The organism is Rahnella sp. JUb53, assembly GCF_004346065.1.
Classification (GTDB): domain Bacteria; phylum Pseudomonadota; class Gammaproteobacteria; order Enterobacterales; family Enterobacteriaceae; genus Rahnella; species Rahnella variigena.
Map to the genome: position 1 here is coordinate 84,879 of NZ_SLYT01000004.1, position 21,240 is coordinate 106,118.

At 51.4% G+C, this 21,240-nt stretch carries 16 protein-coding genes; 11 read left to right on the forward strand and 5 right to left on the reverse strand.

Annotated features, from left to right (window positions below):
• Position 1: 1 nt before the first annotated feature.
• Entirely contained in the window at positions 2-2,122 is a 2,121-nt protein-coding gene (gene rlmKL / locus EC840_RS10960; protein ID WP_132965299.1) for a bifunctional 23S rRNA (guanine(2069)-N(7))-methyltransferase RlmK/23S rRNA (guanine(2445)-N(2))-methyltransferase RlmL, read from the reverse strand.
• Positions 2,123-2,232: 110 nt separating this feature from the next.
• Between rlmKL and EC840_RS10965 the strand changes: the two genes are divergently transcribed.
• Positions 2,233-3,336, forward strand: a complete 1,104-nt coding sequence (locus EC840_RS10965) for a YcbX family protein (RefSeq protein WP_112287375.1) — start codon at positions 2,233-2,235, stop codon at positions 3,334-3,336.
• Between the two features lie 154 nt (positions 3,337-3,490).
• On the opposite strand, the gene EC840_RS10970 is transcribed toward EC840_RS10965, so the two are convergent.
• Positions 3,491-4,036: a cell division protein ZapC gene (locus EC840_RS10970; protein ID WP_112287374.1), complete on the reverse strand. Its 546-nt coding sequence runs from the start codon at positions 4,034-4,036 to the stop codon at positions 3,491-3,493.
• A 184-nt stretch (positions 4,037-4,220) separates the two neighbouring features.
• A complete protein-coding gene (gene pyrD / locus EC840_RS10975) occupies positions 4,221-5,231 on the reverse strand; it encodes a quinone-dependent dihydroorotate dehydrogenase (RefSeq protein WP_129638004.1) in 1,011 nt (336 codons plus the stop codon).
• 314 nt (positions 5,232-5,545) lie between these two features.
• Here pyrD and ssuE point away from each other — a divergent pair, with 314 nt between their 5' ends.
• Genes ssuE through ssuB form a run of 5 tightly spaced genes read left to right on the forward strand, consistent with a single transcriptional unit; the run spans position 5,546 to position 9,916 of the window.
• The gene (gene ssuE, locus EC840_RS10980) at positions 5,546-6,127 is read left to right on the forward strand and encodes an NADPH-dependent FMN reductase (RefSeq protein ID WP_112287372.1); all 582 of its coding nucleotides are present in this window, start codon (positions 5,546-5,548) and stop codon (positions 6,125-6,127) included.
• A gap of 18 nt (positions 6,128-6,145) precedes the next feature.
• Complete coding sequence (locus EC840_RS10985; protein WP_132965301.1) at positions 6,146-7,120, forward strand: sulfonate ABC transporter substrate-binding protein; 975 nt, start codon at positions 6,146-6,148, stop codon at positions 7,118-7,120.
• 59 nt (positions 7,121-7,179) lie between these two features.
• Complete coding sequence (ssuD, locus tag EC840_RS10990) at positions 7,180-8,334, forward strand: FMNH2-dependent alkanesulfonate monooxygenase (protein ID WP_120161253.1); 1,155 nt, start codon at positions 7,180-7,182, stop codon at positions 8,332-8,334.
• An 11-nt stretch (positions 8,335-8,345) separates the two neighbouring features.
• Entirely contained in the window at positions 8,346-9,137 is a 792-nt protein-coding gene (gene ssuC / locus EC840_RS10995; RefSeq protein ID WP_132965303.1) for an aliphatic sulfonate ABC transporter permease SsuC, read from the forward strand.
• Positions 9,134-9,916: an aliphatic sulfonates ABC transporter ATP-binding protein gene (gene ssuB, locus EC840_RS11000; protein ID WP_132965305.1), complete on the forward strand. Its 783-nt coding sequence runs from the start codon at positions 9,134-9,136 to the stop codon at positions 9,914-9,916. Before ssuC ends, ssuB begins: the two co-directional genes overlap by 4 nt.
• 84 nt (positions 9,917-10,000) lie before the next feature.
• Here the strand turns inward: ssuB and pepN are convergent, their stop codons facing one another.
• Positions 10,001-12,616 carry an aminopeptidase N gene (pepN, locus tag EC840_RS11005; RefSeq protein WP_132965307.1) on the reverse strand — a complete coding sequence of 872 codons (2,616 nt, stop codon included), beginning with the start codon at positions 12,614-12,616 and terminating at the stop codon, positions 10,001-10,003.
• A 410-nt stretch (positions 12,617-13,026) separates the two neighbouring features.
• On the opposite strand from pepN, the gene EC840_RS11010 reads away from it, so the two are divergent.
• The 5 genes from EC840_RS11010 (at position 13,027) to EC840_RS11030 (ending at position 20,511) form a co-directional block, all read left to right on the forward strand.
• Positions 13,027-14,439: an MFS transporter gene (locus EC840_RS11010; protein WP_181955480.1), complete on the forward strand. Its 1,413-nt coding sequence runs from the start codon at positions 13,027-13,029 to the stop codon at positions 14,437-14,439.
• 336 nt (positions 14,440-14,775) lie between these two features.
• Positions 14,776-15,981, forward strand: coding sequence for a nicotinate phosphoribosyltransferase (gene pncB / locus EC840_RS11015; protein ID WP_132965309.1), 1,206 nt, complete (start codon positions 14,776-14,778; stop codon positions 15,979-15,981).
• A 284-nt stretch (positions 15,982-16,265) separates the two neighbouring features.
• Entirely contained in the window at positions 16,266-17,666 is a 1,401-nt protein-coding gene (asnS, locus tag EC840_RS11020) for an asparagine--tRNA ligase (protein ID WP_112287365.1), read from the forward strand.
• 300 nt (positions 17,667-17,966) lie between these two features.
• Positions 17,967-19,079: a porin OmpC gene (gene ompC, locus EC840_RS11025; protein WP_276320299.1), complete on the forward strand. Its 1,113-nt coding sequence runs from the start codon at positions 17,967-17,969 to the stop codon at positions 19,077-19,079.
• 241 nt (positions 19,080-19,320) lie between these two features.
• On the forward strand, positions 19,321-20,511 hold the full coding sequence (locus EC840_RS11030; protein WP_132965311.1) for an amino acid aminotransferase: 1,191 nt from the start codon (positions 19,321-19,323) through the stop codon (positions 20,509-20,511).
• Between the two features lie 75 nt (positions 20,512-20,586).
• Here the strand turns inward: EC840_RS11030 and EC840_RS11035 are convergent, their stop codons facing one another.
• Positions 20,587-21,234, reverse strand: coding sequence for an MBL fold metallo-hydrolase (locus EC840_RS11035; RefSeq protein WP_129637998.1), 648 nt, complete (start codon positions 21,232-21,234; stop codon positions 20,587-20,589).
• Positions 21,235-21,240: the final 6 nt, after the last annotated feature.

Sequence of the window (21,240 nt, forward strand, 5' to 3'; positions counted from 1 at the left end):
TTTATTTTTCCTCGCCGGCATGGGACAGCAGCCAGCAGTTATGAATCTGACGATTACGGGCGAAATCCTGTGACAGGGTTTGGCTGGTGATTTCTTTCGCGCTCAGCCCCAGCTTGCTCAATCCATCGAGATCCATCTGGAAGCCGCGCTTGTTGTTGGAGAACATAATGGTGCCGTTGCGACGTAAAATGCGTTTCAGATCTTTCATCAGAGCCAGATGATCACGCTGTACGTCAAAACTTTCGGCCATACGTTTAGAGTTGGAGAACGTCGGCGGATCGATAAAGATCACATCGAACTGTTCGTCGCACATCCCGAGATAAGACAGACAATCTGCCTGGATCAGGCGATGCTGACGGCCGGTCAGACCGTTAGCGCGCAGGTTCTTTTCCGCCCATTCCAGATAGGTGCGAGACATATCTACCGTGGTAGTGCTGCGCGCGCCGCCCAGACCTGCATGAACACTGGCGGTGCCGGTGTAAGCAAACAGGTTGAGGAAGTCTTTACCCTTACTCATTTCACCGAGCATTTTACGGGCGATACGGTGGTCAAGGAACAAACCGGTATCAAGATAATCCGTCAGATTGACCCACAGCTTCGCGTTGAATTCTTCAACCAGCAGGAACTCGCCTTTTTGCGCCAGCTTCTCGTACTGACTGGTGCCCTTCTGGCGCTCACGGGTTTTCAGGATCAACTGGCTGGATGAAATATCCAGCACCGACAGGGTGGCATTGATCACGTCAAACAAGCGCTGACGTGCTTTTTGTGCATCCACAGTTTTTGGCGGCGCATATTCCTGCACGACCACTTTGCTGCCGTAGCGGTCAACCGCCACGTTGTAATCCGGCAAATCGGCGTCATACAAGCGGTAGCATTCAATGCCCTGCTGTTTAGCCCATTTTTCCAGTTTTTTGACGTTCTTACGCAGGCGGTTTGCATAATCTTCCGCCATTTGCGTCCCGGCAGCACCGGTCGGGTTTTCAGCCAGCTGGTAGTTTTTCTGCACACATTCCAGCGGACCGTTTTTAGCTTTGAACTGGCGCTCAGCGCGCAATTGCAGGCAGCTCAGCAATTCCGGTGACGCACTGAACAGCGACAACTTCCAGCCACCAAACTTAGTCTTCATGATGCGACCAAGCATGTTGTGCAGCGCAATCAGCGCCGGTTCGCTTTCCAGACGTTCACCGTATGGCGGGTTGCTGATGACCGTACCCACCGGACCTTCCGGCAACGGATTCACCAGTTTACCGACTTCAGCGGCTTCAAAGCTAATCAGCTCCGCCACACCGGCGCGACGGGCGTTGGCACGCGCCATCTCAATGACGCGGCGGTCAATATCAGAACCGAAGAAACGGGACGTGGTTTCCTGCACCGCACGGCGGGTACGGACCTGTGCTTCGGCGGTCAGTTCGCGCCACAGTTCGGCGTCAAATTTGTTCCAGCCGGTAAAGCCCCAGTGCTGGCGATGTAAGCCCGGCGCACGATCGGCGGCGATCATCGCTGCTTCAATCAGCAAGGTACCGGAACCACACATCGGGTCGACCATCGGCGTGCCAGCTTCCCAGCCTGAACGCATCACGATAGCCGCAGCCAGGTTTTCTTTCAGCGGTGCCTGACCGGTCAGATCACGGTAGCCACGCTGATGCAGGCCTTCGCCGCTGAGATCCAGCGCGACGCTGGCGGTATCACGTTGCAGGAAGACGTTTACACGAATATCGGGCTGCTGTTTCGCCACATTCGGACGCTCATCCATTTTGCGGGTAAAGCTGTCGACAATGGCGTCTTTCACTTTCAGCGCACCGTACTGGCTGTTACGGATTTCGTCATTCAGGCCGCTGAAATGCACGGCGAACGTTTTTTCCACGCCAAAAACGGACGGCCAGTCAATCGCCATCACGCCGAGATAAAGATCCAGATCGCTGTGAACTTTGAATTCGTTCAGCGGCAACAAGATGCGCGAAGCCAGACGGCTCCACAATAAGCTACGGTACAACAGGCGATCGTCACCTTCAAAATGCACCCCTCCCTGCACAACTTTGCAGGCTTGCGCACCCAGCGTTTCCAGTTCGCTTTTTAACAGTTCTTCCAGTCCACGCGCCGTGCTGGCAAACAAAGAGTTCATATCGACATATCACCAAAAATAAAATTGTTGCGCATTATAGCTAATCCCTGCCGCTTGTCATAAAGTCTCTGGTTATTCTTAAGACTTTATACTCTGAGAGGCAGTGTTCAGTGCCCATTCTTTCACGTTTATTTGTTCATCCGGTTAAATCGATGCGCGGCCTGCAAGTTTCGCACTCGCTGGTCACGCCAACAGGGCTGGCTTTCGACCGTCAGTTCATGATAACCGACCCGCAAGGCATGTTTATTACTGCCCGCCAATATCCGAACCTCGTCCTGTTCACCCCGGTTTTGTTACCTGATGGTCTGATGCTGAGTGCACCGGAAGGCGAAAGTATCAGCGTCAGATTTCGTGATTTCGCAGGCGTTGATTCGCCGACGGAAGTCTGGGGCAATCAGTTTACCTCACTCATCGCGCCGGAACCGGTAAATCGCTGGTTAAGTGGTTATTTAAAACGTGATGTGCAGCTGCGCTGGGTCGGTGACGAACCCACCCGCCGGGTGAAAAAGCATCCCGAAGTGCCGCTGTCGTTCGCCGACGGGTTCCCGTACCTGCTGATTAACGAAGCGTCAATGCAGGATTTGCAGCGCCGCTGTCCGGGCGGTGTCAGGGTTGAACAGTTCCGCCCCAATATTGTGGTCAGTGGTGCTGAGGCTTACGCAGAAGACAGCTGGCAGACCATCCGCATCGGAGAAGTCATTTTCGATCTGGTGAAGCCGTGCAGCCGCTGCATTTTTACTACGGTCAGCATCGAAAAAGGCCGTAAGCACCCGCGTGGCGAACCTCTGAAAACATTGCAAGGTTACCGTACTGCCAGCGATGGCGACGTCGATTTCGGTCAGAACATGATTGCCCGTAACAACGGTGTGATCCGCGCGGGTGACAGCGTTCAGGTGCTGGCGACCAAACCACCCCGCCCTTACAGCGCAGGCGACGTCGTCGAAAATGTCGAAGCGCCAAAAAGTACCGCTCAGGAAGTCCGCATTAATTACCAGGGCACGGAGTTTACCGGCAACAATCAGCAGATTTTGCTCGAACAACTGGAGTTGCAGGGATTACGTATCCCCTATTCCTGCCGTGCGGGAATTTGCGGTGCGTGCAGAATGACATTAAAAGAAGGAAATGTTGCGCCACTGAAAGAAAGTGCTGTGGGGAAAGACGGAACGATTCTGTCGTGCAGTTGCATACCGGCAACGGATATCGTGCTCGGCTAAAATATCCCGCAATTACCCAAATCCGCAATTACCCAAAATAGTTCGGGTTGCAAAAAGTCGGCAAGAGAAGGGATCCCGATGAGCTTACACAGTTAAGTGATTCGGGCGACTGAGCGCAGCCAACGCATCTGCAACTTGAAATATGAAGGGTAATTTACACTGCCTGATCGTAGACATCGCTGTCGACTCTGAACGCCGCTGGCATTAACCGGTCATGCATCACTTTAATGGCATCACCGAGCACCATACCGCGCCCTGCCACTGTCAGCCGCTCCTGCGCCAGCAGGCACAGGCTGGCGTTATCACCGGATTCTACCACCAGCAATGTCGCCTGTTCACCACTGTCCATCACCTGCACCTGAGCAAGCTGACCATTCTCTGGCTGGAAAGGGCGCATCTGCTGACTGAAATGCCAGCTCTTTGGCATCAGCGGTTTTAAAAAACGGAAAGCGACTAAGGCATTTAAAACTAATTCCGCACGTTGTTCAGCTGCCAGACGAATATGTTTGCACTGTTCTTCATAATCGAAATACAAAGCCGCATCATCGACACAGAATGACATATTTCCAAATGCATCAGGAGTTAACATTTTAGCCGGGAAACGGGAACGAAAAATCATGCCATTGGCGAGATCCAACATAAGCCGATCATGCTCTGCATCGAAGTACCAACGCCAATTATCATCTGGTTTGATTTTCATTTCGTCATCCTGTTTGCCCTCATGCCCTCTGCCTGACTTCATTTCCGGCTAATCTGTGAGAATAGATTTTTTTGGGAAGAAGTGATATCAGACAAATCCTGAGCCTGAATTACGGTCAGTGGACAAAATATAGACGAGCCGGGTTGATAAATAAACCCCTGACTCGCCTAAAGGATGAAAAATATTAGATGTGGTTAACAATATCTTTGATTAAACCCGGGCCTTTGAAGATAAAGCCGGAATAGATTTGAATTAATGACGCACCGGCCGCCATTTTTTCACGCGCGGCAGTTAATGAATCGATCCCGCCGACGCCAATAATTGGCAGACGTCCTTGCAATTCATTCGACAACATACGAATAATTTCTGTACTGCGCAGTTGCACCGGACGCCCGCTCAGGCCACCAACCTGCTCACAATAATTCAGCCCCTGAACCAGTTTACGATCGAGCGTGGTATTGGTGGCGATAACGCCGTCCATATTATGACGTACCAGACTGTCCGCTATTTGGATCAATTCTTCTTCAGAAAGATCCGGCGCGATCTTCACGGCAACCGGCACATATTTCTGGTGACGCTGCTGAAGTTCCAGCTGCTTATTCTTGATCGCCGCCAGTAAATCATCCAGCGCCTCACCGTATTGCAGTGAACGTAAGCCAGGGGTATTTGGCGATGAAATATTCACCGCGATATAACCGGCATACGGATATACCTTATCCATACAGGTCAGATAATCGTCAGCGCCGTGCTCAACAGGCGTGTCTTTATTCTTGCCAATATTAATCCCCAGAATGCCGCCAAAATGTGATTTTTTGACATTATTCACCAGATTATCCACGCCATGGTTATTAAAGCCCATGCGGTTAATCAGGCCTTCAGCTTCAACGATGCGGAATAAACGCGGCTTATCATTACCCGCCTGCGCACGCGGTGTCACCGTGCCGACTTCAATAAATCCAAAGCCCATTGCGCCGAGTGCATCAATACATTCGCCGTCTTTATCCAGGCCTGCGGCCAGTCCCAAAGGGTTCTTAAAGGATAATCCCATGCAGTTTACCGGTTTGGTTGGCACTGACTGGCGGATCAGGAATTCAAAAGGGGTGCCGGAAATGCGGCTCAACTGACGAAAGGTTAACTCGTGGGCGCGCTCTGGATCGAGCTGAAACAGTGCTTTCCTGACAAGAGGATAATACATGGAAACTCCTGGATTCCCGGTGGCTAGACGGGGCGGTATTATTGACTAAGCGCGGGACAATTGGAAATGATAACCGGCATATTGGGCAAATAATTGCTTCGCTGCGCAAACGATTACTTTTTAGTTACCTTTAATTCACTTTTCCTTCTTAACCTGTCTCCGCGTCAACACGCCATCTAAAGCGCTTTATGTGATTTGAAACTTTCCATAGCCAAAATTGAGATTTCCGCTCTGCCGCCTTCCCCTGCTAGGTTTACTTCACTTCGTTAATAAAAATGATAGTTCTATAACAGATTGTTATAAGGAATAAGTGAATGCGCGTAATCACACTGGCCGGCAGCCCCCGACAACCTTCCCGCTCCTCTTCCCTGCTGGCGCTCAGCCATCAGTGGCTGGCGAGCCGGGGCGTCGAAGTCTTTACCTACAATATTCAGGATTTTTCGGCTGATGATTTGTTATTTGCCAATTTTGCCAGCCCTCAGTTGAAGCAACTGAACGCTGAACTGGCAAGCGCAGATGGTCTGATTGTCGCCACGCCGGTGTACAAGGCGTCTTTTTCAGGTGCGCTGAAAACTCTGCTGGATTTACTGCCCGAGCGCGCTCTCGACCACAAAGTCGTTTTGCCACTGGCGACGGCCGGATCGATCGGCCACATGCTGGCCGTCGATTATGCGCTGAAACCTGTGCTGGCCTCGCTGAAAGCGCAGGAAGTTTTACAGGGTGTTTTCGCCGATGACAGTCTGATCACTGATTATCAGACGTTCCCGGCCAGGCTGGATCCGGCGCTGGAAGAACGTCTGACCGAATCGCTGGAAAACTTCTATCTGGCACTGAGCCGCCGCCGTCCGCAAATTCCGTCTGTCACTTCCCTTTCCGCGCAAGCCCTGCGCGTCTGAAATTAAAAGGAATTAATCATGCCTTCGTCTTTCTCTTTATTACGTCTGTTGCCCGTCGTCGCCGGACTGGTCACCAGCCTGATATTCGGCGCCACAGCGTCAGCACAGGAAAAAGATCCTGCGCAATTACGCATCGCTTATCAGAAAGGATCCGTCGGACTGGTGCTGGCCAAATCTCATCAGCTGCTGGAAAAACGTTTCCCGGACACCAAAATCAGCTGGGTGGAATTTCCTGCTGGTCCGCAGATCCTTGAAGCCCTGAACGTCGGCAGTATTGATTTGGGCGGTACCGGCGATTTACCGCCACTGTTTGCACAAGCGGCCGGGGCGGATCTTCTTTATATCGGTTCAGAACCACCGAAACCAAAAGCGGAAGTGATTCTGGTCGACAGTAACAGCCCGATCAAAACCGTGGCAGATCTCAAAGGCCATAAAGTCGCATTCCAGAAAGGCTCCAGTTCACACAACTTATTGCTTCGTGCCCTGCAACAGGCAGGTCTTAAATTCAGTGATATCCAGCCGGTCTATCTGACACCTGCCGACGCGCGCGCCGCGTTTCAGCAGCATGACGTCGATGCCTGGGCTATCTGGGATCCGTACTACTCCGCCGCAGAAGTTCAGGGTGATGTTCGCGTGCTGACCGACGGCTCGACGCTGCATCAGACCGGTTCCTTCTATCTTGCGCCGAAAAAATATACCGAGGCCAATCCTCAGTTCATCAGTCAGGTACTGGATGTGTTAACGCAGGCGAATGCGCTGACCAAAACTGACCGCGAACAAAGTATCAAACTGCTTTCTCAGTCGATGGGATTACCGGAAAAAGTGGTCGCCTCTTATCTGGATCATTTGCCGGATATGCCAATCACTCCGGTCAATGCCGAGACGGAAAAGCGCCAGCAGCAAACCGCCGACCTGTTTTATCAGAACCACATTTTGCCAAAGCCGGTTGAAATCAAAGACCGCATCTGGAAACCGGCTGTACAGGCCAACTGAACCCTAATTTAGCCGCCGCTGAGCGGTCATGAATCAAAAAACTTTGAGAGGAACATACTATGAGTCTGAACGTATTCTGGTTTTTACCCACCCATGGCGATGGTCGTTATTTAGGAACTGAAGAAGGTGCCCGTGTGGTAGACCACGGTTATCTCCAGCAGATTGCTCAGGCCGCGGACCGCTTAGGTTTCGGCGGTGTACTACTGCCGACCGGCCGTTCATGCGAAGACTCATGGCTCGTCGCGGCTTCTCTGATTTCTGTCACGCAACGCCTGAAATTCCTGGTGGCGCTGCGCCCGGGGATTATCTCCCCGACACTGGCCGCCCGTCAGGCGGCGACACTCGACCGGCTTTCCGGCGGTCGTGCACTGTTTAATCTGGTGACCGGCGGTGATCCGTCTGAACTGGCAGCGGAAGGTTTACATCTCAACCATAAAGAACGGTATGAAGCTTCAGCAGAATTTACCCGTATCTGGCGCCGCGTACTTGAAGGCGAAACGGTTGATTACGAAGGAAAACATATTCAGGTAAAAGGCGCGAGCCTGATGCATCCGCCGGTTCAGTACCCTCGCCCGCCGCTGTATTTCGGCGGATCTTCCGACGAAGCGCAGGATCTGGCTGCCGAGCAGGTGGAACTGTATCTGACCTGGGGCGAACCTCCGGCGTTAGTGAAAGAGAAAATTGAGCAAGTGCGTGCCAAAGCTGCCGCGAAAGGCCGCACAGTGCGTTTCGGTATTCGTCTGCACGTGATTGTGCGTGAAACCAACGAAGAAGCCTGGCGCGCCGCCGACAAACTGATCGCCAACGTGGATGACGAAACTATTCAGCGCGCACAGGCCGCTTTCGCCAAAACCGATTCCGTCGGTCAGCACCGCATGGCAGCGTTGCACGGCGGCGACCGCAACAAGCTGGAAATCTATCCGAATCTCTGGGCCGGTATCGGTCTGGTGCGTACCGGCGCAGGAACGGCGCTGGTCGGCGATGGCCCGACTGTTGCTGCGCGTATGCAGGAATATGCGGATCTTGGCATCGACACCTTTATTTTCTCCGGTTATCCGCATCTGGAAGAAGCGTACCGCGTCAGCGAATTACTGTTCCCGCATCTGGATCTGGCCAAACCGGAAGATGACAACACTGTGAAGAAAGCCATTTTGCCGCGCGGTGAACTGGTCGCTCATGACTTTGCGAACAAACGCACCGCCAGCCAGCATTAAGGAGAACGCAGATGACAACGACACAACGCTGGCTGAACCGCGTGGCTCCGTGGATTGTGCCGGTGGTACTTATCGGCGGCTGGCAGCTGGCGGTGGAAGCCGGCTGGCTATCCAACCGTATTCTGCCGGCACCGAGCGCCGTGGTGGAAGCCTTCTGGACACTGGCGAAAAGCGGTGACCTGTGGCAAAACCTGAAAATCAGTACCTTCCGCGCGTTGATTGGTTTCGCCATCGGCGGCAGTCTCGGGTTGCTGCTCGGTTTTATCACCGGGCTTTCCCGCTGGGGCGAGCGTCTGCTGGACAGTTCGCTGCAAATGCTGCGTAACATTCCGCATCTCGCGCTGATCCCGCTGGTGATTCTGTGGTTTGGCATTGACGAATCTGCCAAGATTTTCCTGGTGGCACTGGGAACGTTGTTCCCGATTTATCTCAATACTTATCACGGTATTCGCAACATTGACCGCGGCCTGCTTGAGATGTCGCGTAGCTACGGACTTTCTGGTTTCCCGCTGTTTATTCAGGTGGTGTTACCGGGTGCGTTGCCGTCGATAATGGTCGGCGTGCGCTTCGCGCTGGGGTTCATGTGGCTGACGCTGATTGTGGCGGAAACCATATCCGCCAACTCCGGGATTGGTTATCTGGCAATGAACGCCCGTGAGTTTTTACAAACTGACGTCGTGGTTGTCGCCATCGTGCTGTACGCCATTCTTGGCAAACTGGCCGATGTTCTTGCCCGCCTGCTGGAAAGTGTCTGGCTGCGCTGGCACCCTGCTTATCAGAAAAAACAAGGAGATGCCGCATGAGCGCACCCGCACGCATTCCGCAAGGCACGCCGGTGACTCTCTCCGGCATCACGAAAAAATACGGCAACCGCGCCGTGCTGAACGATATTAATATGCGCATTCCGCCCGGCCAGTTTGTGGCAGTAGTCGGTCGCAGCGGTTGTGGCAAAAGCACTCTGCTGCGTTTACTGGCCGGACTGGAGAAAACCACGCAGGGCGAGCTGCTCAGCGCCAGCGCGCCGCTAAGTCAGGTACGCGACGACACACGCCTTATGTTTCAGGATGACCGCCTGCTGCCGTGGAAAAAGGTCATTGATAACGTCGGTCTGGGTCTGAAAGGCAAATGGCGTGAAGCCGCACTGGCTGCGCTGGAAGAAGTCGGCCTGGCGGATCGTGCCGATGACTGGCCTTCTGCTTTATCCGGCGGACAGAAACAACGCGTGGCACTGGCACGTGCATTAATTCATCGCCCGCGTCTGTTATTGCTTGATGAACCGCTGGGCGCGCTGGATGCCCTGACGCGCATCGAGATGCAAAGTCTGATCGAACGTTTGTGGCAGCAGCACGATTTCACGGTTCTGCTGGTGACGCATGATGTCAGCGAAGCCGTGACCGTGGCTGACCGGGTGATCCTGATAGATCAGGGACAGATTGGTATGGATTTGACGGTTGACCTGCCGCGTCCGCGCCGTAAAGGTTCCGCGCGACTGGCGGAGCTGGAAGCTGAAGTGCTGGAACGTGTACTTACGCCGCAGCCGTTGCAAAATGTGGCTCAGGAAGCGAAGCGCGCACAAAACTGATTTCCACTTTTAGTGATTTAAAACGTAAAAAGGGCGATGTCTCCATCGCCCTTTTTTATTGCCGCTAGTTGCTGTTACAAGCGATTACGCCTCTAACGCTTTGGTAATTTTCTCGAACAAATCACCGGACAGATTTTCCAGCCCTTTCAGCTGTTCCAGCGCCTGACGCATCAGCGTCTGACGGTTCTGGTCATAGCGTTTCAGGCGGATCAGCGGCTCAATCATGCGCGCTGCAACCTGCGGGTTACGGGTGTTGAGATCTGTCAGCATTTCAGTCAGGAACTGATAACCGCTGCCGTCTGCCGCGTGGAATGCAGAAGGATTGGCAGAGGCAAATGCACCGACTAATGAACGGACACGGTTCGGGTTGCCCATGCTGAATGAACGGTGGTTCAGCAGTGAACGGACTTTCTGCAACACATCGGCTGCCGGGCTGGTCGCCTGCTGGATAAACCATTTATCCATGACCAGACCGTCGTGATGCCAGCGTTCGTCATAGGCCGCCATCAGCGATTCACGGCAAGGCAGCTGCGCGGAAACCGCCGCAGACATCGCTGCCAGAGAATCCGTCATGTTATCTGCCTGTTCAAATTGCGCCTTAACAAGCTGATCGGCCAGCGTCACATCGGCAAAAGCCAGATAATGCAGGCAGGTGTTACGCAGCGAACGTTTACCTATATCTTCATGCACGACACGGTACGCTGGCAGACGGTTAGCGTTGTAAACCGCCAGGAATTCATCGGCCATTTCGGTCGCCAGACAACGGGTAATCGCATCGTGAACGGCACTGATCGCTTCCGGATCGATAGTTTCGAACAGTTCAGCGATTTCGTTCTCAGATGGCAGAGTCAGGATCTGCGCCGCCAGTGCCGGATCGATATTCTCATCCAGCAATACCGCCCGGAACGCATCCGCCACATGCAGCGGCAGAGACAACGGTTGTTTCTGCTGATGACGCGCCACGTTCAGCTTGATGTAAATTGCCAGCAAACTTTGCGCCGCATCCCAGCGGGCGAAATCGTTACGCGCGTATTTCATCAGGAAAGTCAGCTGATGATCGCCCCATGTGTAATCGAGTTTCACCGGTGCGGAGAATTCACGTAATAAAGAAGGCACCGGCTGATATTCCACGTCGTCAAACACGAACGTTTGCTCAGTTTCGGTCACGTTCAGCACGTTGCTGACTGTCTGACCGTTTTGTTTCAGCGCAATCACGTTGCCCTGCGGGTCATACAGTTCGATATCCAGCGGAATGTGAAGTGGCAGCTTTTCAGTCTGATCAGGCGTCGCCGGTGTTTTCTGGCTGACAGTCAGAGTGTATTGCTGTTTTTCCACATCATAGTCGTCGCGCACGGTCAGCACTGGCGTACCGGACTGGCTGTACCAGCGGCGGAACAGTGACAGATCCACGTTTGACGCGTCTTCCATCGCCTGCACAAAGTCGTCACAGGTGGCGGCGCTGCCGTCATGACGCTCAAAGTACAATTGCATCCCGGCCTGGAATTTCTCTTCGCCGAGCAAAGTGTGCAGCATACGGATGACTTCTGAACCTTTCTCATACACCGTCAGGGTGTAGAAGTTGTTCATCTCAATGACTTTTTCCGGACGGATCGGGTGCGCCATCGGGCTGGCATCTTCAGAGAACTGTGCGCCACGCATAACGCGGACGTTATCGATACGGTTAACTGAACGCGATCCCAGATCAGAACTAAATTCCTGATCACGGAAAACGGTCAGGCCTTCTTTCAGGCTCAGCTGGAACCAGTCGCGGCAGGTCACGCGGTTACCAGTCCAGTTATGGAAGTATTCGTGGCCGATCACCGCTTCGATACCAAGATAATCTTTGTCTGTGGCGGTTTCGGCTTTCGCCAGCACGTATTTGGAGTTAAAGACGTTCAGGCCTTTGTTTTCCATCGCGCCCATGTTGAAGAAATCAACGGCAACAATCATAAAGATGTCGAGGTCGTATTCCAGATTGAAACGGGTTTCGTCCCATTTCATAGATTGCTTGAGGGATTCCATCGCCCAGCCGGCGCGATCCAGATTGCCGCGATCGACGAACAGTTCCAGCGCCACATCACGACCTGAGCGGGTTTTGAAGGAATCACGCAGGACATCGAAATCACCGGCGACCAGCGCAAACAGGTAGCAAGGTTTCGGGAACGGGTCTTCCCATTTGATCCAGTGCTTACCGCCTTCCAGTTCACCCTGATCAATACGGTTACCGTTGGACAGCAAAAAAGGATAACGGGCTTTGTCCGCCACGATGCGGGTGGTGAAACGCGCCAGAACGTCCGGGCGATCCAGATAATAGGTAATGTGGCGGAAACCTTCAGCTTCGCACTGGGTACACAGCGCTTCACCGGAAAGATACAACCCTTCCAATGCGGTATTTTTTGCAGGGTGAATTTCGTTAACAATCGCCAGTTCAAACGCTTCCGGCAGGCCGGTAACTTCCAGCACACCTTCTTTTAACTGATATTTCGGCCAGTCCTGACCGTTAATTTTCAGGCTGATCAGCGTCAGATCTTCACCGTTGAGCACCAGCGGCGCGCCTTCGGCACCTTGTCGTTTAATCTGACTGACAGCAGTCACGATGGTTTTCTGTGCATCAAGCTCAAAATTAAGGTCGATATCCGTGATGGTATAGTCCGGCGCACGATAGTCATGGCGGAACTTGGCTTGTGGCAGTTGAGTCATAAAAAACCTTTTGGCGTTTTCATTGTTTATGGTGATGACGATTCATGGCATCAAAGCGGGTGCTTTTCATCAGCAAATCGCTGCGCAGAGCCCTGGCGGCCTTCATACTTTTCTCTCTAAACTCTAACACAGGCATCAGAAAATCCCAGATTGTTGCCAGTTTGTGAGTGCGTATGCGCACCTTTCAACCAAAACACAGAAATTTGTCTTAAAGCGCCTTTTGGCGGTCAAAAGTGGAAGTCCGATCTGCATCACATTCTGAACCGATAAAACTGTACTTTTCACAATGTGTTTTTGCGCAGTTTTTTATGCTCTATTTTCTTATTCGTTACAAAAATTCAATATTTAAATCCGACCGGGAGTCATTAGCATGATCATTAATACGATGAATCACTAAGGCTAATAATAAAATGAGTGACACCTGCGCCCCCGGCATGGGGATACATAAACAAAAAACATTAAATAACAAGACATTATCAGCCCGCATTGACGCACTCCCTGCCTCCGCAGGACTCTGGCGCTTCATCATATTGCTGTCACTGGGTGGATTCTTCGAACTCTACGACCTTTTCGAAACCGGATACATTAGTTCAGGTTTACTGGCAGAGAACATATTTCATATCGGCACGGCGGGAGTATTTGGCATATCCGATCAGGCAGCCTTCGCTTCTTCCACATTTTTAGGTCTTTTTTTTGGCGCGAGTCTTCTGGCACCCAATGCTGACCGCTTCGGCCGACGCATGACATTCATGTTTGCGCTGGCGTGGTACGGCTGTTTTTCGCTGCTGATGTCGTTCCAGAACAGCGCTGAAGGCATCATTCTTTGTCGTTTTCTGGTCGGTGTTGGCCTGGGCCTTGAGCTGGTGACTATCGATACGTATCTCACCGAATGGGTGCCGAGTCATATGCGCAGCCGCGCTTTTGCTTTCGCCTTCTTTATTCAGTTTCTTTCTGTACCGGCTGTCGCACTAATGTCATGGTGGCTGGTACCGCAAACCTTTTTCGGGCTGACAGGCTGGCGTTACGTGGTGATCGCGGGTGCGTTGTGTTCGCTGGTTGTGTGGATTGTGCGTAAAAACCTGCCGGAGTCCGCCCGCTGGCTGGCGCAACAGGGACGTCACGAAGACGCACATAATGTCGTGAGCGCGATGGAAAAACGCTGCGGCGTAAGCAATAGTCCGGCGTACATCGCTGAAGAAAGCCACGCTGTATTGCCGCGAAAAGGCACGTTCAGGGAAATCTGGTCACCTGAATACCGCAAACGGACGCTCATGCTGACCGTCATGAACTTTTTCCAGGCCATTGGTTTCTTCGGCTTTGGCAACTGGCTGCCCGCCCTGCTTTCCGGCAAAGGCACGACCGTCACCCACAGTTTGCTGTACGCCTTCTTTATCACGCTGGCGTATCCTCTCGGCTCACTTATTTGCAGCCGATATGCGGATAAAATTGAAAACAAATGGCAAATTGTTCTCTCGTCATTAATGACAGTGGTTTTCGGCACCTTATTCGCTCTGCAGACCCATCCGGTGATGCTGGTGATTTGCGGCTTCCTGATCACTTATTCCAATGCCTGGCTGACCTTTAGCTATCACGCTTATCAGACAGAAGTATTCCCGACGCATATCCGGGCTCGCGCCGTTGGCTTTTGTTATTCATTCAGCCGCCTGTCGACCGTCTTCAGCAGCATCTTGATCGGCCTGATCCTGCAATATGCCGGAACGCAGGGCGTAATTGCGTTCATCGTCGTCAGCATGATCATTGTGATGCTGGTAATCGGCATTTTCGGACCTAAAACGCGGGGCATTAATTTAGAAAACATCTGATCGTTTACTATCGTGAACAAGCGAAGCGGAATACACACACAAAAATCGGGGTAAAAACGCCCCGATTTTTCTTTTTTGAATGTCAGGTAGATTAAATTTATGTAATCAATTTGTGCTTTTTTTAAACCGTAAAATCGCCTGTTTGCCCATATTCTCTATGTTTAAGCACAATTAAGCCTCGACCACCCGCAGACAATTATGATGTGATGAGGGTTCTTTGACAGGATAATACGGTATACTTCACAGACTTTGCTGTTTTATCCAGAACGTTTTTTTTACGGAACGGTTGTTTGTGTTCAAACACTCAGTTTCTGACGAGGATGCTGTAAGCGCGCTATGACTCCATACGCCTCCCCGATTTTGACTTCGCTGTTAGATACCGATGCCTACAAGCTTCATATGCAGCAAGCGGTTTACCATCGCTATCGCAATATTAGCGTGGTAGCCGAGTTCCGTTGCCGCGGCGATGAACTGCTGGGTGAATATGCCAGCGAGATTCGTGAGCAAATCCAGATGATGAGCCAGCTGGCCCTCACAAATGATGAGTTCACTTATCTCTCCGGCCTGCCCTTCTTTAAACACGACTATCTGAACTGGCTGAAGGCGTTCCGCTACAATCCAGAACACGTCACCGTTTCCGATCGCAACGGGCATTTGCACGTGCGTATTGAAGGGCCGTGGCGTGAAGTGATCATGTGGGAAGTGCCGCTGCTGGCGGTGATCAGCGAAGTGGTGCATCGTCACCGTTCGCCGCAAGTCACCGCGCAAATGGCCGTAGATCAGTTGCGTAAAAATCTTGCCAGTTTTAAAGAACAGGCCGCAGATATCGACCTCTCTGCCTTCCGTCTGATGGATTTCGGCACACGCCGTCGTTTCTCGGGCGAAGTTCAGGAAGCCATTGTCAGTACGCTGAAAAATGAATTCCCTTATCTGGTCGGCACCAGCAATTACGATGTAGCACATAAATTGCAGCTGACACCGGTTGGGACTCAGGCTCATGAATGGTTCCAGGCGCATCAGCAAATCAGTCCGGTTCTGGCAAACAGCCAGCGTGCTGCGTTACAGGCCTGGCTGGATGAATATCCGGACCAGCTCGGCATTGCACTGACTGACTGCATTACGATGGATGCTTTCCTGCGTGATTTCGGCAGCAATTTCGCCAATGCCTATCAGGGGCTGCGTCATGATTCCGGCGATCCATTTGAATGGGGTGAAAAAGCCATTGCGCATTATCAGGCACTGGGGATCGATCCGATGACCAAAACGCTGGTATTTTCCGATAACCTGGATCTGGATAAAGCGCTGCATCTTTATCGCCATTTCCATCAGCGTATCAATCTGGTGTTTGGGATTGGTACGCGTCTGACTTGTAATATTCCCGGCGTTAAGCCTCTGAATATTGTAATTAAATTGGTTCAGTGCGACGGTAAACCGGTCGCCAAGTTGTCTGACAGTCCGGGCAAAACCATTTGTCAGGACAAAGCCTTCGTGAAAGCGCTTCGGAAAGCCTTTGATTTACCGCTGGTTAAAAAAGCATCCTGAGTGTCAGTAAAGCGCCGGAAGTCACTCCGGCGCTTTATCGGAATTTTCTTTCCCAACTTTCTTTCCTTACTTTCTTTCCTTTATATAGATGCAATTTCATTCCGCTCGGCTTTTATTCGTTGTATCAATATTTCGTGTTATTCCTGTCAATTGTCCCTTAATTCTTCTTCACCAACGGTGATTTCTGCTTGTGTCCTGAGAAAGGCTAAGTAACATAGCAAAATCCCTTTTTACAGGGTGTCCAATATTTCTTAGCCAACATATATAAAGAAAGAGAGAAATCTATGAGCGTTGTGCCTGTAGTCGACGTACTGCAAGGCCGTGCTGCGGTTGACAGTGAAGTCACCGTACGCGGTTGGGTACGTACCCGGAGAGATTCTAAAGCTGGTATCTCATTCGTCGCCGTTTATGACGGCTCCTGCTTTAATCCTTTACAGGCCGTCATCAATAATTCTCTGCCCAATTATCAGGAAGACGTCCTGCGTCTGACGACGGGTTGTTCAGTAGAAGTGACCGGTACTGTTGTCGCATCTCCTGGCGAAGGCCAGAGTTTCGAACTGCAGGCAACCGCTGTTAAAGTTGTTGGCTGGGTGGATGACCCTGATACCTACCCGATGGCGGCAAAACGCCACAGTATCGAATACCTGCGTGAGGTGGCTCACCTTCGCCCGCGCACCAACCTGATTGGCGCCGTTGCACGTGTGCGCAACACCCTGTCTCAGGCGATTCACCGTTTCTATCATGAAAACGGCTACTTCTGGGTGTCCACTCCGCTGATCACTGCTTCCGATACCGAAGGTGCGGGTGAAATGTTCCGCGTTTCTACGTTGGATCTGCAAAACCTGCCGCGTACCGACAAAGGCGAAATCGACTTCAGCGAAGACTTTTTCGGTAAAGAAGCGTTCCTTACCGTTTCCGGTCAGCTTAACGGTGAAACCTATGCATGTGCGCTGTCCAAGGTTTATACCTTCGGCCCGACCTTCCGCGCAGAAAACTCAAATACCAGCCGTCACCTTGCTGAGTTCTGGATGGTTGAACCGGAAGTGGCTTTTGCTACGCTGGATGACATCGCGTCACTGGCTGAAAACATGCTTAAATATGTTTTCAAAGCCGTTTTAGACGAACGTGCAGACGATATGGCCTTTTTTGCCGATCGCGTAGACAAAGATGCTGTTGCGCGCCTTGAGCGATTTGTAACATCCGATTTCGCGCAAGTGGATTACACCGATGCTGTAGAAATCCTAATGAATTGTGGCCAGAAATTTGAAAACCCGGTTTCCTGGGGTGTTGATCTTTCTTCTGAACACGAACGTTACCTGGCTGAGCAGCATTTCAAAGCGCCTGTTGTGGTCAAAAACTACCCTAAAGATATCAAAGCCTTCTACATGCGTATGAACGATGATGGCAAAACTGTTGCCGCAATGGACGTTCTTGCGCCAGGTATTGGTGAGATTATCGGGGGTTCTCAGCGTGAAGAACGTCTGGATGTATTGGACGCGCGAATGGCTGAAATGGGTCTGAATAAAGAAGATTATTGGTGGTATCGCGATCTTCGCCGTTACGGCACTGTCCCGCATTCCGGCTTCGGGTTAGGTTTTGAACGTTTAGTTGCTTATGTGACCGGTGTTCAAAACGTTCGTGACGTGATCCCGTTCCCACGTACACCACGTAGTGCAACCTTCTAATTAATTAAACTATTTCTAATTAACAAAATAGTTACAAAACTAAGGCCAGCAATGCTGGCCTTAGTCATTTTGAAAGATAGATCCCTGTCACAAAGTTCCGTAAAATACACATTTTGTAATACATTTTTTCTGACTGAAACATATTTAGTAATTTAGTAGCATTTTCGCTATGGATTAAGCTTACATCGGATGGAATAGTGCGTTCAGACACAGGAGACACCAAACTTTCACGAATAGTTCCGTAAAGAATTGTTTAAGGCAGTGGCAGGTGTCCAAATAAAACCAATGAGGGTAATAATAATGATGAAGCGCAATATTCTTGCAGTGGTAATCCCTGCTCTGTTAGTTGCTGGTGCAGCTAACGCAGCTGAGATCTATAACAAAGACGGCAACAAACTGGATCTGTACGGTAAAGTTGACGCGCGTCACACCTTCTCTGACAACGCTGGCGACGATGGCGACCAGACCTATGTCCGTTTCGGCTTCAAAGGCGAAACTCAAATTACTGACCAACTGACCGGTTACGGCCAGTGGGAATACAACGTTCAGGCTAACCACGCAGAAAGCGCTGGCGACGAAGGCAACAAAACTCGTCTGGGCTTCGCTGGTCTGAAATTTGGCGATGCAGGTTCTTTCGACTACGGTCGTAACTACGGCGTAATCTACGACGTAATGTCCTACACCGACCAATTGCCAATCTTTGGCGATGACACCATGTACCAGAACAACGACAACTTCATGGTTGGTCGTGGTAATGGCATGGCAACTTACCGTAACAGCAACTTCTTCGGTCTGGTTGATGGCCTGAGCTTCGCTGTACAGTACCAGGGTAAAAACGACGAAGGTCGTGACGATCGTGGCGCAGTTGATTCCAATGGCGACGGCTGGGGTACTTCTGCCGCTTATGCTATCGGCGACTCCGGTGTTAGCCTGACAGGTGCTTACTTCTCTTCTAACCGTACCTCTCTGCAGAAGCGTGACGGTGCTGGTGATAAAGCTGACGCATACGCATTCGGCGCGAAATATGACGCTAACAACCTGTACCTGGCGACCTTCTACGGTGAATCACGTAACACCACTGATTACGGCAACCCGGGCTCTATTGCTAACAAAACTCAGAACTTCGAAGTTGTTGCTCAGTACCAGTTCGATTTCGGTCTGCGCCCATCTATCGCCTACCTGCAGTCTAAAGGTAAGGACCTGAACGGCTTCACCAAAAACGATTCAACCTACGGCGGCGGCGATGCTGACCTGGTTAAATACGTAGAAGTAGGTACTTACTACTACTTCAACAAAAACATGTCTACCTATGTTGACTACAAAATCAACCTGCTGGACGACAACAGCTACACCAAAGCATCTGGCCGTAGCACAGACGACGTCGTTGGTGTTGGTCTGCAATACCAGTTCTAATATCGCTTAACGATGCGCTTTCGGGCGCATCAAAGTGGATATCAAGGCAGAGCTTCGGCTCTGCCTTTTGCATTTAAACAATTCAAAAAACGAACTTTGCTACCCTCTTCCATAAAAAATTTTAATCTCACACGCCTTCTCACAACTCTGCTTTCTTTTTGCCGCAAACGGTTGGCAAACGACAGCGCTGGCGGTACCCTGATGCCCTCTTTCGTCATATCAGGCTATGGAATTTTCCGACATGTTTGAAAAAATCACTGCAGCACCTGCTGACCCTATTCTGGGTCTTACCGATCTTTTCCGCGCTGATGACCGCTCGAATAAAATCAATCTTGGGATTGGTGTTTATAAAGATGAAACGGGTAAAACGCCGGTTTTGGCCAGCGTGAAGAAAGCCGAACAGTTTCTGTTGGAAAATGAAACAACGAAAACCTATCTCAGCATCGACGGATTACCTGATTTTGCACATTGCACGCAGGAACTGCTGTTCGGTAAAGGCAGCACTGTGATTGCAGACAAGCGTGCGCGCACGGCACAAACGCCTGGCGGTACCGGTGCCCTGCGCATTGCAGCAGATTTTATTGCGACACAAACCAGCGCCAAACGCGTGTGGGTCAGTAATCCAAGCTGGCCGAACCATAAAGGCGTATTTTCCGCTTCAGGCCTGGAAGTTGCAGATTACAACTATTACGACGCAGCCAATCACAGTCTTGATTTCGACGGCATGCTGAAAAGCCTGAGCGAAGCGAAAGCCGGTGACGTAGTGTTGTTCCACGGTTGCTGCCACAACCCGACGGGTATCGACCCGACTGAAGAACAATGGGCGAAGCTGGCTGAATTGTCTGTGGCAAACGGCTGGTTACCGCTGTTCGATTTTGCTTATCAGGGTTTTGCTAAGGGTCTGCAAGAAGATGCCGCGGGTCTGCGCCTGTTTGTCGCCAGCCATAAAGAGTTACTGGTCGCCAGTTCTTACTCGAAAAACTTCGGCCTGTATAATGAACGTGTCGGCGCCTGTACGTTAGTCGCCACTGACGCTGAAACCGCCGATCGCGCGTTCAGTCAGATGAAATCGGTTATCCGTGCAAACTACTCTAACCCGCCAGCACACGGCGCAGCGGTTGTAGCTACCATTCTGGGTAACGAAGCCTTGCGCACGCTGTGGGAGCAGGAACTGAGCGATATGCGTCAGCGTATCCACCGTATGCGTCAGTTGTTTGTCAGCACCTTGCAGGAAAAAGGGGCGCAGCAGGATTTCAGCTTTATTATCAATCAGAACGGGATGTTCTCTTTCAGCGGCCTGACCAAAGATCAGGTATTGCGTTTACGTGATGAATTTGGTGTATACGCGGTGAATTCAGGACGTATCAACGTTGCGGGTATCACACTCGACAATATGGCACCACTGTGTGAAGCCATCGTCGCCGTACTGTAATCGTTAAGCACTGCTTCTCGATTAAAAAAGCCCGTCAGGACACTGACGGGCTTTTTGTATTCAGGCAATCAATAATTACCAGACCGGCATTTCATCCTGCAGGAAAGGATTGTTTTTACGCTCGTAACCAAAGTCAGACATCGGGCCATGACCTGGAATAAAGACCATGTCATCACCCAGAGGCAACAGCTTGGTTTTAATCGAGTGGATCAGCGCCTGATGATCACCGCGCGGGAAATCACTTCGCCCTACGCCGCCTTTGAAAATCACGTCACCGGAAACGGCAATACGCGCTTCATCATTGATGAAAACAATATGCCCCGGCGTATGACCCGGGCAATGTAATACGGATAAGATTTCTTCGCCCACGCTCACAGTGTCACCTTCTTCGAGCCAGGTATCAGGCGTCAGCGGGTCACAATGGTCAAGGCCAAACATCTGGCTCTGCGTCGGCAAAGCATCAAGCAGGAACTGATCTTCCTTCTGCGGTCCGATAACAGGCACCTGATAATGTGCAGCCAGTTCAGCGGCGGCACCTACGTGATCGAGATGACCGTGCGTGAGCAAAATTTGAGTAACCAGAACGCCTTTGGCAGACACTTCCTGAATAATACGTGCGGCTTCACCGCCGGGATCGACAATGGCGGCCTGATTAGTCTTTGTACACCAAATCAGAGAGCAGTTCTGGCTGAAGGCCGTGACGGTAATAAGATGGATTTTCATAGGGCT

Bases quoted from the DNA above. Each gene is read 5' to 3' on its own strand.
- ssuC (WP_132965303.1), top strand. From the start codon at position 8,346: ATGACAACGACACAACGCTGGCTGAACCGCGTGGCTCCGTGGATTGTG.
- asnS (WP_112287365.1), top strand. From the start codon at position 16,266: ATGAGCGTTGTGCCTGTAGTCGACGTACTGCAAGGCCGTGCTGCGGTT.
- ssuB (WP_132965305.1), top strand. From the start codon at position 9,134: ATGAGCGCACCCGCACGCATTCCGCAAGGCACGCCGGTGACTCTCTCC.
- pepN (WP_132965307.1), bottom strand. From the start codon at position 12,616: ATGACTCAACTGCCACAAGCCAAGTTCCGCCATGACTATCGTGCGCCG.
- EC840_RS11010 (WP_181955480.1), top strand. From the start codon at position 13,027: ATGAGTGACACCTGCGCCCCCGGCATGGGGATACATAAACAAAAAACA.
- pyrD (WP_129638004.1), bottom strand. From the start codon at position 5,231: ATGTATTATCCTCTTGTCAGGAAAGCACTGTTTCAGCTCGATCCAGAG.
- pncB (WP_132965309.1), top strand. From the start codon at position 14,776: ATGACTCCATACGCCTCCCCGATTTTGACTTCGCTGTTAGATACCGAT.
- EC840_RS11035 (WP_129637998.1), bottom strand. From the start codon at position 21,234: ATGAAAATCCATCTTATTACCGTCACGGCCTTCAGCCAGAACTGCTCT.
- ssuD (WP_120161253.1), top strand. From the start codon at position 7,180: ATGAGTCTGAACGTATTCTGGTTTTTACCCACCCATGGCGATGGTCGT.
- EC840_RS10970 (WP_112287374.1), bottom strand. From the start codon at position 4,036: ATGAAAATCAAACCAGATGATAATTGGCGTTGGTACTTCGATGCAGAG.
- ompC (WP_276320299.1), top strand. From the start codon at position 17,967: ATGATGAAGCGCAATATTCTTGCAGTGGTAATCCCTGCTCTGTTAGTT.
- EC840_RS11030 (WP_132965311.1), top strand. From the start codon at position 19,321: ATGTTTGAAAAAATCACTGCAGCACCTGCTGACCCTATTCTGGGTCTT.
- EC840_RS10985 (WP_132965301.1), top strand. From the start codon at position 6,146: ATGCCTTCGTCTTTCTCTTTATTACGTCTGTTGCCCGTCGTCGCCGGA.
- ssuE (WP_112287372.1), top strand. From the start codon at position 5,546: ATGCGCGTAATCACACTGGCCGGCAGCCCCCGACAACCTTCCCGCTCC.
- rlmKL (WP_132965299.1), bottom strand. From the start codon at position 2,122: ATGAACTCTTTGTTTGCCAGCACGGCGCGTGGACTGGAAGAACTGTTA.